Source organism: Nocardia concava NBRC 100430, from assembly GCF_000308815.1.
GTDB classification, from domain to species: Bacteria; Actinomycetota; Actinomycetes; order Mycobacteriales; family Mycobacteriaceae; genus Nocardia; species Nocardia concava.
The window spans coordinates 12,632-26,499 of the sequence record NZ_BAFX01000201.1; the positions used below are offsets into that span (position 1 = coordinate 12,632).

Genomic DNA, 13,868 nt, shown 5'->3' on the forward strand with positions numbered 1-13,868 from the left:
CATTCCCGGTCCTGGACGAACCGCACCTTCAGGACACGCGTACACCGAAGCGGCGGCGGTATTCGACCGGGGCGATGCCTACGACGCGCTGGAAGTGGTGGCGTAGGAGGGCGCCGGAGCCGAAGCCGCAACGGTGGGCTAGGGATTCGAGGTCCATGTCGGTGTCTTCGAGGAGTTGTTTGGCTAGGAGGACGCGCTGGCCGGTGAGCCATTTGACCGGTGTCGTGCCGGTCTCGGCGGCGAAGCGGCGGGCGAAGGTGCGGGTGGACATGGCGGTGCGGGCGGCCAGGGCCTCGACGGTGTGCGGCAGTTCGAGGTGCTCGCCCATCCAGTGCAGGGTTTCGCTGAGGCTGTCGGAGTCGCAGTCCACGACGGGCCGTTCGATGAATTGCCGCTGCCCGCCGTCGCGCTGGGGCGGCACCACCATGCGGCGGGCGATGGCATTGGCAACGCTGCTGCCGAGTTCGCGCCGCACCAGGTGCAGCGCGGCGTCGATGCCCGCGGCCGTGCCGGCGCTGGTGATGAGGTTGCCCTCGTCCACGAACAGCACGTCCGGATCCACGGTCGCCTGCGGGAACTTCTCCGCCAGCAGGTCGACATACCGCCAGTGTGTGGTGCATTTGCGGTTGTCGAGCAGTCCGGCCGCCCCGGCGAGGAACGCGCCCGAGCACACCGTCAACACCGTCGCCCCGCGCTCGGAGGCGTCGCGCACCGCGTCGATCATGCGCTGGTCGAAGGGATTGTCGGCGTAGATCGGAAACGCCGGAATGGCAACCAGATCCGCGTCCCGCAGCTCCTCGAGCCCGTATTCGGGCGTCACGTGGATGCCCGGTGAGCTGGAGATGAGCGGTTTCCCGGGTTCGATACCGCAGACCCGGAAGTCGAAGCCGGGCAATCCGTCGGCGGTCCGGTCGAGGCCGAAAACCTCACAGACGACGCCGAATTCGAACATGGCGAGGTGGTCGTTGAGGACCACGGCGACCTTCGAGAGCATGTTCCGATCCCATCTGGCCGAATATTTGCGAACTATGTCAGAACTGCCACTGTTGGCGGTATGTTCTCTATAGAAAACTTACTGCCATGCAAGCACTGTCCGCAATCGTCGCAGCCGGAACCGTCATGACGGCGCTCGGCACCATGACCTTCGGCCTCATGGCCGGAGAAACCACCGATCCCACCGATGAGGGCGAGGCCCACGCATGACCACCATCACCTCCGGACACGGCACCTTCCACACCGCGACCGGCACCTCCGAAGCAGTCACCATGTTCCGTCGATTCGTCGCCCTGCTCGCCGCGGCCGGCCGGGCAGTCCCCTTCCACCGCGAAAACAGCTGGGAATTCGCCGGATCCAGCAATGCCCTCGACCGCGACCGCGATCGCGTGGCACTCGAGATCCGCGCCATGTCCACCTACCGCGAACACAACTGACGGGCGGCTCCGAACCGCAATGGTTCGAATCCGCCCGCCAGGGCACAACTTCTGGCCGACTCGGCCGATGTGCTAGACCGCGTCGCCCGCGTTCACCCGCGGCTTCGGCGCACGCATCCGGCGCACCTGCGAGGCGCGCACGAAGGCGTACCAGCCCAGCGAGAACGAGGAATCGGTGGTGTCCGGGTAGCGCTCCCGGACCCGCTTGTTCACGATGCGCCCGAGCACGATGCCCTCGATGATCATGAACAGCATCATCACCAGCATGGCCAGCGTCACGATCGCCTGCAGCGCGGGCGAGAGGATCATGCTGAGAATCAGCACCAGCGCCAGCGGCATGAACAGCCCGAGCAGATTGCGGCGCGCATCGACGATGTCACGCACATACCCCTTGACCTTGCCCTTGTCGCGCGGCAGCAGGTACTGCTCCTCACCGGCGAGCATGCGGGCCCGGCGATCCTGCGCGGCGGCGCGGCGCTCGGCCGAATCCGACTTGCGCTCGGCCTTGGTCCCGCGTAGCTCCTTACGGCGCGCGCGAGCCTCCTTGGCGGTCTTCGGGGCGGGCGCGACCGGGCCACGCTTGCGGCCCTCGGCCTCGCGTCGCTTCGGGGTCGGACGACCCTTACCGAGGGTGACGGTCTTTTCCGCCACCGCGGCATCGGTTTCGACGCTGGAGCTGTCGGAGGTGGGAGTGGTCTCGCCACGGCGCAGGAACTTCACGCCGACCAGGCTATTCGATGGCACGTTTCCCGGAAAATCCCGGTCCGCCCGTTTGTTGTGTCGCACACCTCTCCAGCAATCTGTCAGCGACTGCGCAACCTGGCCGTTCCGGCGAATAAGTGCCGCGTAGGATGGGGAATAGTCGCCCGCCGACTGGTGTTGACAGGCATCGAGCCGTGCGCCTTCACGGGTTGAAAACAGGTCCCTTAGGAGAGTTCATGACTGTTGAGAACGAGACCACCACTCACGGTGCGACTCTGACCGAAGCCGCCGCCCTCAAGGCCAAGGCGCTGCTGGATCAGGAAGGCCGCGACGATCTCGCGCTGCGCATCGCCGTCCAGCCCGGCGGCTGCGCGGGCCTGCGCTACCAGCTCTTCTTCGATGACCGCACCCTCGACGGCGACCTGGTCGTGGAGTTCAACGGCGTCAAGCTCGCGGTCGACCGGATGAGCGCCCCCTACATCCAGGGTGCCTCGATCGACTTCGTCGACACCATCGAGAAGCAGGGTTTCACCATCGACAACCCCAACGCCACCGGCTCCTGCGCCTGCGGCGACAGCTTCAACTGAGCTAGACCGCACAGCGCGGAACATCCGCTGACCGGATGTTCCGCGCTGCTGTGTGTCCGGACGCGACTTCCTTCCCGATCGGGTACGACCCGCCTTCACTCATCCGGGGGTGCGGGGGCAGAGCCCCCGAAATTCTCGGGTTCAGGGGCGACGCCCCTGAAGAGTTGGGTTAATGCGTCTCGGACAGTGTTATTTTCTTTAATGCGAGCCCTTTTCGGTTCGCCTCCCCCATCCACCGGCCCCCGCGTTGGCGTCCCGCATGCAGGTGTGCGCAGCGCTCGTCACTGAAGGAATCTCGTGACCATCGCCGTGTCCGCGTCCATCGCGACCGACCACCTCATGCGTTTTCCGGGCAAGTTCTCCGATGTGCTGCTCGCCGACCAGTTGAATCATGTGTCGCTCAGCTTCCTCGTCGACGACCTCGTGATCCGCAAGGGCGGCGTCGCGGGCAACATCAGCTACGCGATGGGCCTGCTCGGCCGCACCCCCCTGCTCGTCGGCGCGGTCGGCCAGGACTGGGGCGACTACCGGAAGTGGTTGGAGGACAACGGCGTCGACTGCTCCGCCGTGCGCGTCTCCACCGACCTGCACACCGCCCGCTTCGTCTGCACCACCGACGAGACCATGGCGCAGATCGCGTCCTTCTACCCCGGCGCCATGGCCGAGGCCCGCGACATCGACATCACCCAACTCGGCCGCGACCTCGAGCTGGTCCTGATCGGCGCCGACGACCCCGAAGCCATGCTGCGCCACACCGACCAGTGCCGCACCGCGGGCATCCCATTCGCCGCCGACCCCTCTCAGCAGCTGGCATTCATCGACGGCGAAACCGCACTCCGCCTCATCGACGGCGCCGACTACCTGTTCTCCAACGAGTACGAGTGGGGCATCCTCCTCCAGAAGACCGGCCTGTCCGAAGCGGAAATCGGTGAGCGCGTAGGCATCCGCGTCACCACCCTCGGCTCCAAGGGCGCGAAAATCGTCGACCGCGACGGCACCGAACTCCACGTCGACGTAGTCCCCGACATCGCCAAGGTCGACCCCACCGGCGTAGGCGACGCCTTCCGCGCCGGCTTCCTCACCGGCCAATCCGCCGGCCTCTCCCTGGAACGCTCCGCCCAACTAGGCTCCCTCATCGCAGTCCTGGTCCTGGAAACCGTTGGCCCCCAAGACTGGACCCTCGACCACGACGTAGCCATGAAGCGCCTCCGCGACGCCTACGGCCCCGAAGTAGCCGCCGAAATCGAACCCATCCTCCGCTGAGCTGGTCGAATCCGCACGCCGGTCATTGGCGTGCGGATTCCTCTCGCGGCACCTGCACCGCCGGACGCCGTCGCCCGAATATCTCATCGGCTGATTCGGCGGTTGCAGCCCTCTCCAACCACACCTCGAGCCGTCCGATATCCCCGCTGGCGGCGCGATCTTTGACCCTGGCCACGATTGCCGCGTCCACGGCTATCCCCCGGCTCCGCAAGACCAGAAGCAACGCCTTCGCTTCACCACGGATCTCAGCGAGTGCCTTACCCAGGGTAAAGACCAGGGGCTCGTCCTCGGTCCGGCCCTCGAGGAAACGTCGGCCGAACTCGGTCTTGTACCTGTATGTTCCGGCGGTCATTCAATCTCCGAAGACTTCGTCGGCTGAGCTGGCTGTCACTGCCCTGTCGATCCAGACATCGAGCAGCTCGAGATCGGTACACGCGCCGACGCGAGCAACGGCCGACTCGTCCACGGCAATCCCTCGCTTACGCAGGATCGCCAGGATGGCCTTCGCCTCTCCTTTGGCTTCTCCTTTGGCCTCGCCCTGACTGAAGTAACGCCGGGCGAACTCGCTCTTGTACTCGTATGTTCCGGCGGTCATGAGGCTCTCCAAGAAGTGCCGGGCCGCTTCTGGCAAGACGGCCGTTACCAGGTCAATGTACATTTCGCCGTTAGGCGCGTCGACCAAGTTGGTGGCGACCACGCCGAAGACGGCATCCCTATGAGGATCGTTGTGGTGGGCGATCGCGGAGAGAACTGTCAGTTCCGGATTCGCCGTGGCGATAGCGGGGTCTGCCACCACCGGTACATCCGATGGTCGGATGACGATCGGTCTCAGGGTAAAGCCCGGGGCGACTGTGATCGGTCTTCGGCAGTAGGCAGCCGTGTGGTCATCCGGACACAGCACGAGCAATACCGTGCCGCAACGCAATCGGGCGCGCAGGGTCGTGAGATAGACAGGCCAGCTCCAGATCTTTCTCCGGTCCGGTCGCAGTTGGACTTCCACGATCACGGCCAGCGCCGGATCGGTCCCGGCGGCAAGGACCACGACGGCGTCGGCCCGGTACTCTGTGGGGTCGATGTCGGGGCAATCGCCGGATTCCATTCGGGCATTGTCGAATTCGGGTAGCGGGGTCTCGGTGACGAGCGGCAGTAGCTCGGCGACGAGTTGCGGGCGGTGCCGGAACAGCTCGATGAGTACTTCGTGCAGTACCGAGGGCATGACGGCAGGTTAGCAACGGCTACCGACAAGAAACTCCTGGTCAGGCGGCACTTTCGGACATTTGACGCGGATGCGAATGCTTGGTTTTGGCAGGTGGTGTTTCGCGGCCGTAGCCGGTCCGGGTGTGGGGAGATACATCGCGCGCAATACGCTGTGGGGCATGGCCTCCGACGACCGTTTGTACTTTCGCCAGCTGCTCTCCGGCCGTGATTGGGCCGTGGGCGATCCGATCGCGACGCAGATGCGCAACTTCGCCTACCTGATCGGGGATCGGGACAGCGGGGAATGCGTGGTCGTGGATCCGGCCTATGAGGCGGGACAGTTGGTCGAGATCGCCGAGGGTGATGGGATGCGGCTGACCGGGGTGCTGGCCACGCATCATCATCCCGATCACGTCGGCGGCACGATGATGGGGTTCACGCTGCGGGGCGTGAAGGAGCTGCTGGAGAAGACCGATGTGGCGGTGCACGTCAATGCAGAGGAGCTGCCGTGGGTCGCGAACGTCACCGGGATCGCGCCCAGTGAGCTGACCGGGCACGCGCACGGGGACAAGGTCGCGGTCGGCGGGTTCGAGATCGAGCTGCTGCACACGCCCGGGCACACGCCTGGCAGCCAGTGCTTCCTCTTCGAGGACCGCCTGATCGCGGGCGACACCCTGTTCGTCGACGGCTGCGGCCGCACCGACTTCCCCGGCGGCGACTCCGACGCGATGTTCCGCAGCCTGCGCTACCTTTCGGACCTGAAGTCGAACCCCACGGTCTACCCCGGCCACTGGTACTCCGAAGAGCCCAGCGCCACCCTGTCCCACATCCGCGACCACAACTACGTAATGCGCCCCCAAACCCTCGAACAGTGGCACATGTTCATGCCCAGCTGATTCCGCCGAGCGGCACATCCTGGAGGGGAACTTGGGGAGCTTCCAGACATTTCACCTCCAGGATGTGCCACTCGATGATCGCGTGGCTGGGTGAGCGGATGCGCTCGATCGGGGGTAGTCGATCTCGGCCACGCCATGGGGGCAAGAACCCTCGAGCCGCGGTCGGGGCGGGACGCCCGAGCCGACCCGGCGGTCAGGACGCCTCGAGCCCTACCAGCGCCAGTCTCGGCCGAGCCCGCCGCCGGAGAGCACCCTTCACAGCAATCCGCCCGCCCGGAAGGTATTCGGGGCGGGCGGATTTGGTGCGTGGGTCAGACCATCGTGCGGAGCCAGCCGTGGTTGTCGGCGAAGGTGCCGCGCTGGATGCCCGTGAGGGTGTCGCGCAGGGCCATGGTGACCTCACCGGGTTCGCCGTTGCCGATGGTGAATTCGCCCTCGGCGGAGCGAACCGAGCCGACGGGGATGACGACGGCGGCGGTGCCGCAGCCGAAAACCTCGGTGATGTCGCCCGTTTCGACGCCCTTGCGCCATTCGGCGACCGAGATCTTGCGCTCCTCGACCTTGTAGCCGGAGTCGGCGGCCAGGGTGATGAGCGAGTCGCGGGTGATGCCGGGGAGCAGGGAGCCGGAGAGCTCCGGGGTCACCAGGCGGGCGTCGGAGCCGCTGCCGAAGACGAAGAACAGGTTGTTGGTGCCCATCTCCTCGACGTAGCGGTGCTCGCAGGCGTCGAGCCAGACCACCTGGTCGCAGCCCTTCTCCGCGGCCTGCTGCTGGGCCAGCAGCGAGGCGGCGTAGTTGCCCGCCACCTTGGCCTCGCCGGTGCCGCCGGGGGCCGCGCGCACGTATTCGGTGGACAGCCACACCTTGACCGGCTTCAGCCCGCGCGGGAAGTACGCGCCGGCCGGGCCGCCGAGCAGCAGGTACTTGTAGCTGGCGGCGGGCTTCACGCCCAGGCCGACCTCGGTGGAGAACATGAACGGGCGCAGGTAGAGCGCGTCTTCACCACCGGCCGCGGGCACCCAGTCGGCGTCGACCTCGAGCAGCTGGCGAATGGATTCGATGAACAGCTCGTCGGGCAGCTGCGCCATCGCCATGCGGGCCGCCGAGCGGCGGAAACGCGCGGCGTTCGCATCCACGCGGAAGGTGGCGATGCTGCCGTCGGCCTGACGGTAGGCCTTCAGGCCCTCGAAGATGGCCTGACCGTAGTGGAACACCATGGTCGCCGGGTCCATGGCCAGCGGCCCGTAGGGTTCGACGCGGCCGTTGGTCCACTGCCCGTCCACGTAATCCAGCGACACCATGTGGTCGGTGAAGAAACGCCCGAATCCGGGCTCCGCGAGAATCTCCTGCCGCCGCTGCGCCGGTAGTGGCGCGGGATGCGGGACACGGGTGAACTGCGCGGCAAGTGTCATGACCTGGAGTCTAATTCGCCGGTCTCGACACGCCGGTGCGGGATACCCATCTTGGTCGGCGGGTGCTGTTCGGTAACCGGCCGCGGTCCACGGGGCTGGATAGGGTGGGCGGGGTGTACCCGGAGTATCCGACGTCCAAGCCACCCCGTTCCTCCCGGCCGCTGGTGATCGCGCTGGTCGCGGTGAGCGTGCTCGGACTGGTCGCCATCCTGGTGGTCGCGGCGCTGGCACCCGCGCACACGGTGACCGGAACCGCGCTTCCCGCAGACCAATACGGGTTCCAGGACACGGCGACCAAGACGAAGCCGCTGCCGACGACCACGACCTCCGCCCCGAACCCCACCATCGCGGCGGTGACGCCGGGCTGGCAGACCGCGTACTCCATCTCCCGCAATGCCGTGTACGACGTCCCGCAGGACTGGACGGTCCCGACCCCTACGACCATCATCGGCTTCGAGAGCGGCAGCAACCGCGTGGTCATGAGCGGCGCGGCCGAACTCCAGCCCAAGTCCTGCGAAGGCCACCACTCCCGAGCCATCGCAGGCGTGACCGGCTCCAAACTCGGCGACACCGCCGCCGCGGCCACCGACGTCGCCAAGAACTGGGCGACGGTGAAAGCGATGAACGACGACCGCCCCAACGACACCTACACGGTCAGCGGCGCCGAAACCCTCACCGTCCAAGGCAAACCCGCCGCCCACGTCACCGCAACCCTCACCAACCCCGGCTCCGTCGACTGCTCCCACCCGGCCTCGGGTGTCGTCCACACCCTCGCGATCGCGGGCAACAAGGGCCAGTCCGTGGTCATGGTCATCTATGCCGACCAGGCCGTCGACGGCGCGGCGACCGACGACATCCTCCGGCAGGTGCTCACCACCCTGCGCCCCGCCGGCCTGAAATTCGACGACTGCAAACAGGACAACGACGTCGTCGGCACCTGGTGCGGCTGAAAGTCATCGATCCAAGCGCAGTTCGAAGGTGATCATGTCGCGCCCCGGACCGTTGTAGTCCACGACCGGGCCGTTGACGGTGAACCCCAGCGTGCGGTGGAACGCGATCGAGCCGCGATTGCCGGGCGAAGTGATCGCGGTGATCACCGTCCTGCCATCGGCTTTCGCCGCCGCGATGAACCGGTCGTAGAGTTCCCGGCCCAGCCCGGTTCCGCGATGGTCGGGGCGAACACCGACGAAATGGATATACGCCCTGACCGGGTCGTCCGGCACGAAGAATCCGATCAGGAATCCGACGAGCCGGTCGGACTGCTCCGCGACCAAGCTGGTTTTCGCGAAATGATCCAGAAACAGCCGGGGCAGGGCCGCCACGACCGAACGGCCCCACCAGTCGTCCACGACACCGGACACGGCGTCATAGTCGGCCGGGACCGCCGGTCGGATCAGCGGCTCGACCACCGGAGACTCTCGCTCTGAACCGGAAACCCGCTCAGGCCGTGCGGGTTTCGACGAACGGCGGGCGGATGACCTCGCAGCGCAGGCGTCGGCCGCGCACGTCCACCTCGACCTGATCGCCCGGCTCGATACCCGCGGCGGTGTCGAGGAGCGCCAAGGCGATGCCGACCTTGAGACTGGGCGAGAAAGTGCCGGAGGTGGTTTCACCGACCTGGTCGTCGCCGCGCATCACGGTCTGCCCTTGACGCAGCACACCCTTGTCGATCGCCTTGAGCCCCAGCAGAATTTGACGCGGCCCAGCGGCCTTCTCGGCTTCCAGCGCCGACTTGCCCCAGAACTCCGGCTTCTTCCAGCCGACAGCCCATCCGGTGCGGGCCTGCAGCGGCGAAATGTCCAGGGACAGTTCATGTCCGTGCAGCGGGTAGCCCATCTCGGTCCGCAAGGTGTCACGCGCACCCAGCCCGGCAGGCTGGCCATCGGCTGCCTGCACCTCGGCGACCAGCGCACGGAACACAGCCTCGGCATCCTCCCACCGAGGCAGCAGCTCGTAGCCGTGCTCACCGGTGTAGCCGGTGCGGCAGACCCGGACCGGGCGGCCATCCCACTCGGCATCCTCGTAAGCCATGTATTCCATGTCGGTCGGCAGGCCGAGCTTGGCCAGCACCTCCGCCGACCGCGGCCCCTGCACAGCGAAGACCGCGTAGCCGCGGTGCTCGTCGGTGATGGTGATGCCCTCGGGCGCGACCTTCTGCAGCTCCGCCACTACGGTCGCGGTATTCGCGGCATTCGGCACGAGGAAGATCTCGTCATCGCTCACGTAGTAGGCGATGAGGTCATCGATCACGCCGCCTTCGGGCGTGCAGCACAGCGTGTACTGCGCCTTCCCCGGGCGAATCCGGTTCAAATCATTGGTGAGCGCCGAGTTCACGAAGGCCGCCGCCCCCGCCCCCTTCACGGTCGCCTTCCCGAGGTGGCTGACATCAAACAGCCCCACGGTGGTCCGCACTGCGGTGTGCTCCCCCACGGTGCCCGCATACGAAACCGGCATCTCCCACCCCCCGAACGGTGCGAAGCTGGCTCCCAGCTCGACATGAACAGCGTGGATGGGTCCCTGCAGCAGTTTCTCGTCGGTCACCCGAAGCAGCTTATCGGTCCACCGTCATCCGGTTGCCTCCGGAACCGATCCACCACCGCGAAGTATCCCCATTCCTCTTGCCGAGCCGACCGGGACCTCGCAATAACCTCACAGGCTGTGGGCCTGGGCGGTCGTCTCGATCGGGCCGAGACAAGCGAGGAATCCGGCTTCGTCCATCACCTCGATCCGCTGTCCGCGCGCCCGAAGCTCGACCACTCGCCGCGCCTTCGATGTCGTGAATGCGGCGGGGTCGGTGCCCTGGAAGCCGTCGCCGATGACCAGACCGGTGGTCCGCCGCGTGACGTTCCGGGCCGGTGTCGCGCCGTGGGCGGCGATCGCGTTCCATGCCTCCTGGCGTTTCATAGCCGTGAGATCGCCTGTGAACACGATGATTTCGCCGCACAGCGGGTGTGTGGGGTCGGTGCCGGTCACGGTGGGGATGACCAATTCCTCATGCCCGAACCAGGATCGGCGCGGCCGCTCCCTCACCTCGGGCTGGGCGCGAGCTATCCCGGATGCGGCGCGGACCGGTTCCGTCCGCAATGGGCGATCGACCACCAGGCGCTCGAGCGCTGCCAGTGAATCGACACCGGACCGTTCGGCCAGGGCGATCACGATGTCGGCGGCGGCCGCGGCATCTGCGGCGGCGTCGTGGTGGTTGGTGAAATCGATGCCCAGTGCGGCCGCGACGTGCGGCAGGCGGTAGCTGTCGAGGTTCAGGTGGCGGCGGGCCAGTGACAGGCTGCAGCTGAAATCCCATGCGGGCGCCTGGATTCCACTGCGGACGCAGGCTTCCCGGATCGCGCCGCTGTCGAACCCGGCGTTATGGGCGATGAGCGGCAAATCTCCGACCGTCGCGACCACCTCTGGAAAGCGCTCGCCGAAGCAAGGCTGATCGGCGACCATCGCCGCCGAGATCCCGTGCACGCGAATGTTGTGCCAGTTGAAGAAGTCCAGCCCCGCGGGCGGGCGGCACAGCCACGAGGCAGTCGCCTCGCGCCTTCCGTCGCGCACGACGGTGACGCCGACCGCGCAGATACTGCCCCGCGCGGAATTGGCGGTCTCGACATCGATGGCGGCGAACGACAGTCCCGCCATGTTCACCGCACCGCGAGCGGCAACGGCCGCGCGACGGGACCACCGAGCTCGACCAGGAAACCCCGGGCCAGCCGCAGAGATTCGAACGCCGCCCAGGCATCGGCCAGATCCGCGAGCCCCCGGGCGAGGGTGAGCACCGGGCGGATGTGATCGTCGACCACGTCGACCTGCGAGTCGGTCAGCGACACCTCCGTCGGTGACACGACCACCGGCCAGCGCGGCCGAACGAACTTCCCACCCGCCGCGTCCTGCTCATCGAACTTCTGATCCGCGGATTCGACCGCGCCACGCACGGTTTCGACCGTCGCCTCGAGATCAACGACGCCCGCGGCCTCCTCGACCCGGACATCGTCGGTCGGCACGACCGGGAATCGCGCTGTGAGACTCTCGATCTCCACGTCTCGCGACCGCTCCAACACCCAAGCGCCCGATAGCCGCGACTCCCCCAGCGCCATCCCCACATTCACGTGCCAGATAACCAGCCGATCCCCGGCCGAGCCGAGCACCGCAACGGAATGAAGATCGGACGAGGCAGCCATAACGCTCCACAGTCGAGGCGAACAGATACCCGGCCACGTTAGAGCATCCCACCGACAAACTCCCCGCGAACCCCACACCAATTCCCAACGCGCCCAAACAATTCCAACCGCCGGGTTTGCCCGATCCTCTCCACCGCACTCTTCGACCCACCCCATCGGCTGCCGAAACCACCCCGCCGCGCGCCGGACCAACGATCTTGCTCCCGCCCATGGAATAGTTCGCGACGACAGCGACCCGCCCACCCGGAGGATCCATGTCCGACTCGGAATCGACAGCGCCCGCCGCGCCTCTACGCCAACGCGGCCCAGCGCTGCTGCTCCTCACGGTCCCCGGCATCCTCTTCTGCCTCGCGCCGTTCGTAGCGAACCGTATCGAACCGCGCATTCTCGGCATCCCATTCCTGATCGCCTACCTCATCGCCGTCACCGTCCTGACCGGGCCGCTGATCTGGCTCGCAGCTCATTTCGATCCCGCATACCGTTCCGGCGCAGCGGAATTCGTTCCGGCTGATGACATCTCCGTGGCTCCCACCGACGCCGCATCAGGTCCCGCAGACCCGGCCACAGGCGCACAGGTTCAAGACCCTGATGCGAACTCGGCGTATCCGGAAAGCCCCGGCCCCGGCGCAGATCTCCCCGAGGACCTTCGATGACGGGCCGTGCGACGGTCGCCGTCAGCCTCTTCGCGATCGCCATGGTTGCTACCGTCGCGATCGGCATACTCTCGGCACGTGGCCGGGCCCGATCCATGTCCGAATGGTCGATCACCGAACGCGGACTGGGCACGCTGTTCGTCTTGGTGTTGATGGCGGGCGAGAGCTACACGAGCTTCTCGTTTCTCGGCGCGGCCGGTTGGTCCTACCGCTACGGCGTTCCGATCTTCTATCTGATCGCGTACCTGAGCACCGGGTTGGCCGTCGCTTATCTGGTGGCGCCCGCGCTCTGGACCTATTGCGCGCGACACCATCTGGTGTCGATCGCGGATATCGCCGAACACCGTTTCCGCTCAAGGCCTTTGGGCATAGCCGTCGCATTGATCTGCACGATCTTCCTGGTTCCCTATGTGCAGCTACAGATCCAGGGCATGGGCGTAGTCGTCAACGCCATGTCCTACGGCGCCATCAACCTGAAAACCGCCGCGGTCATCTCATTCCTCGTCGCCGAGACCTTCATCCTGACCTCCGGCCTCCGCGGCTCAGCCTGGGTAAGCGTCCTCAAGGACAGCCTCGCCGTCCTCTCGATAGCCATCCTCGCCATCTACCTCCCCTGGCACTACTTCCACGGCCCCGCCGAACTCCTGAACCGCCTCGTCACCGAAAAGCCGCAATGGCTGACCTTCCCCGGCGCAGGCGGCGGCACCTTCGGCGCCTCCTGGTTCATCTCCACGATCATCCTGAACGCCATCACCATCTGCGTCTTCCCCACCACAGTCGCCGGCTACCTCTCCGCCAAATCCCCAAACGCCCTCCGCCGCAACTCAATCCTCCTCCCCTGGTACCAGGTCCTCCTCCTGGTCCCCATCCTCATCGGCGCCGCCGCCCTCTTCGCCGCCCCAACCCTCCACAACCCTGACCTAGCCCTCTTTACCCTCGTAACCGACTCCCTCCCGCCCCCGGTCGTAGCCCTGATCGGAATCGCAGGAGCCCTGTCAGCGATCGTCCCCATGAGCGTCTTCCTGGTTGCCATCGGCACACTCTGTGGCCGAACCATCCTCGGCGGCGGCCTCCGCGGGGGCGGCGCCTCCGATTCCCGCCAACGCCAAGCCTCCCAGCTCATAGGCCTCCTCGTCGGCGCAATCGCCCTAGCCGGAGCCCTCCTCTACCCCAAACTCCTGGTCAACCTCTCCGTCCTCTCCTACGAGGGCATTGCCCAACTGGTTCCGGCGGTCCTCCTCGGCCTGTACTGGCGACGTCTGACCGCGCTCGGCGTGGGTGCCGGGCTCCTGACCGGCGGAGCGGCGGTCCTCCTTCTCCACGCCACCGGCAACGACCCGCTTTTCGGAGTCAATGGCGGCATCTTCGCGCTGGCGGCAAACCTGATCGTCGCAGGCGCAATCTCCACGGCACGTCCCAGTGCCGACCATTCGCCCACAGCGATCATTTCTTCAATAGAGCAGGTGTAAGCACCACCCAAGCCCTCTCTCAAGCCCTCCTATCTGACAAGATGCAGATCTCGGGCAATTCCTGAACCCAACTAGGCTCAT

Annotated in this window: 17 protein-coding genes; 8 read left to right on the forward strand and 9 right to left on the reverse strand. The window is 66.4% G+C overall.

Going from position 1 to position 13,868, the window contains the following annotated elements; genetic code table 11:
• Window positions 1-28: 28 nt before the first annotated feature.
• Window positions 29-994 carry a helix-turn-helix domain-containing protein gene (locus ON43_RS39545; protein WP_040815946.1) on the reverse strand — a complete coding sequence of 322 codons (966 nt, stop codon included), beginning with the start codon at window positions 992-994 and terminating at the stop codon, window positions 29-31.
• A gap of 86 nt (window positions 995-1,080) precedes the next feature.
• Here ON43_RS39545 and ON43_RS46985 point away from each other — a divergent pair, with 86 nt between their 5' ends.
• Together ON43_RS46985 and ON43_RS39550 are read left to right on the forward strand one after the other, a co-directional pair.
• Window positions 1,081-1,203 carry a hypothetical protein gene (locus ON43_RS46985; protein ID WP_281033412.1) on the forward strand — a complete coding sequence of 41 codons (123 nt, stop codon included), beginning with the start codon at window positions 1,081-1,083 and terminating at the stop codon, window positions 1,201-1,203.
• On the forward strand, window positions 1,200-1,430 hold the full coding sequence (locus ON43_RS39550) for a hypothetical protein (RefSeq protein WP_040815947.1): 231 nt from the start codon (window positions 1,200-1,202) through the stop codon (window positions 1,428-1,430). Before ON43_RS46985 ends, ON43_RS39550 begins: the two co-directional genes overlap by 4 nt.
• Before the next feature lie 72 nt (window positions 1,431-1,502).
• Here the strand turns inward: ON43_RS39550 and ON43_RS39555 are convergent, their stop codons facing one another.
• The gene (locus tag ON43_RS39555; protein WP_040815949.1) at window positions 1,503-2,150 is read right to left on the reverse strand and encodes a DUF3043 domain-containing protein; all 648 of its coding nucleotides are present in this window, start codon (window positions 2,148-2,150) and stop codon (window positions 1,503-1,505) included.
• Window positions 2,151-2,368: 218 nt separating this feature from the next.
• Between ON43_RS39555 and ON43_RS39560 the strand changes: the two genes are divergently transcribed.
• Window positions 2,369-2,719, forward strand: a complete 351-nt coding sequence (locus ON43_RS39560; protein WP_040815950.1) for a HesB/IscA family protein — start codon at window positions 2,369-2,371, stop codon at window positions 2,717-2,719.
• 297 nt (window positions 2,720-3,016) lie between these two features.
• Window positions 3,017-3,982: a carbohydrate kinase family protein gene (locus ON43_RS39565; RefSeq protein ID WP_040815952.1), complete on the forward strand. Its 966-nt coding sequence runs from the start codon at window positions 3,017-3,019 to the stop codon at window positions 3,980-3,982.
• A gap of 22 nt (window positions 3,983-4,004) precedes the next feature.
• Here ON43_RS39565 and ON43_RS39570 read toward each other — a convergent pair whose 3' ends face one another.
• On the reverse strand, window positions 4,005-4,334 hold the full coding sequence (locus ON43_RS39570) for a hypothetical protein (RefSeq protein WP_040815953.1): 330 nt from the start codon (window positions 4,332-4,334) through the stop codon (window positions 4,005-4,007).
• Window positions 4,335-5,198, reverse strand: coding sequence for a hypothetical protein (locus ON43_RS39575; protein ID WP_040815954.1), 864 nt, complete (start codon window positions 5,196-5,198; stop codon window positions 4,335-4,337).
• A gap of 160 nt (window positions 5,199-5,358) precedes the next feature.
• Here ON43_RS39575 and ON43_RS39580 point away from each other — a divergent pair, with 160 nt between their 5' ends.
• Entirely contained in the window at window positions 5,359-6,075 is a 717-nt protein-coding gene (locus tag ON43_RS39580; RefSeq protein ID WP_040815956.1) for an MBL fold metallo-hydrolase, read from the forward strand.
• Between the two features lie 311 nt (window positions 6,076-6,386).
• Here the strand turns inward: ON43_RS39580 and ON43_RS39585 are convergent, their stop codons facing one another.
• Window positions 6,387-7,487, reverse strand: coding sequence for a branched-chain amino acid aminotransferase (locus ON43_RS39585; protein ID WP_040815957.1), 1,101 nt, complete (start codon window positions 7,485-7,487; stop codon window positions 6,387-6,389).
• A gap of 113 nt (window positions 7,488-7,600) precedes the next feature.
• Between ON43_RS39585 and ON43_RS39590 the strand changes: the two genes are divergently transcribed.
• Window positions 7,601-8,437 (forward strand): DUF8017 domain-containing protein, encoded by an 837-nt coding sequence (locus ON43_RS39590; RefSeq protein WP_157514408.1) that lies wholly within the window; start codon window positions 7,601-7,603, stop codon window positions 8,435-8,437.
• 3 nt (window positions 8,438-8,440) lie between these two features.
• Here the strand turns inward: ON43_RS39590 and ON43_RS39595 are convergent, their stop codons facing one another.
• The 4 genes from ON43_RS39595 to ON43_RS39610 all read right to left on the reverse strand — a co-directional run bounded on the left by ON43_RS39595 (window position 8,441) and on the right by ON43_RS39610 (window position 11,665).
• Window positions 8,441-8,896 (reverse strand): GNAT family N-acetyltransferase, encoded by a 456-nt coding sequence (locus tag ON43_RS39595; RefSeq protein WP_040815961.1) that lies wholly within the window; start codon window positions 8,894-8,896, stop codon window positions 8,441-8,443.
• A gap of 31 nt (window positions 8,897-8,927) precedes the next feature.
• On the reverse strand, window positions 8,928-10,028 hold the full coding sequence (gene gcvT / locus ON43_RS39600; RefSeq protein WP_040815963.1) for a glycine cleavage system aminomethyltransferase GcvT: 1,101 nt from the start codon (window positions 10,026-10,028) through the stop codon (window positions 8,928-8,930).
• A gap of 108 nt (window positions 10,029-10,136) precedes the next feature.
• On the reverse strand, window positions 10,137-11,126 hold the full coding sequence (locus ON43_RS39605) for an exonuclease domain-containing protein (protein WP_040815965.1): 990 nt from the start codon (window positions 11,124-11,126) through the stop codon (window positions 10,137-10,139).
• 2 nt (window positions 11,127-11,128) lie between these two features.
• Window positions 11,129-11,665 (reverse strand): hypothetical protein, encoded by a 537-nt coding sequence (locus ON43_RS39610; RefSeq protein WP_157514409.1) that lies wholly within the window; start codon window positions 11,663-11,665, stop codon window positions 11,129-11,131.
• Window positions 11,666-11,919: 254 nt separating this feature from the next.
• Here ON43_RS39610 and ON43_RS44225 point away from each other — a divergent pair, with 254 nt between their 5' ends.
• Entirely contained in the window at window positions 11,920-12,318 is a 399-nt protein-coding gene (locus ON43_RS44225; RefSeq protein WP_083914233.1) for a DUF3311 domain-containing protein, read from the forward strand.
• Complete coding sequence (locus ON43_RS39615; RefSeq protein ID WP_040815968.1) at window positions 12,315-13,787, forward strand: sodium:solute symporter family protein; 1,473 nt, start codon at window positions 12,315-12,317, stop codon at window positions 13,785-13,787. The genes ON43_RS44225 and ON43_RS39615 overlap by 4 nt, the downstream gene beginning before the upstream one ends.
• The last annotated feature ends 81 nt before the right edge of the window (window positions 13,788-13,868 follow it).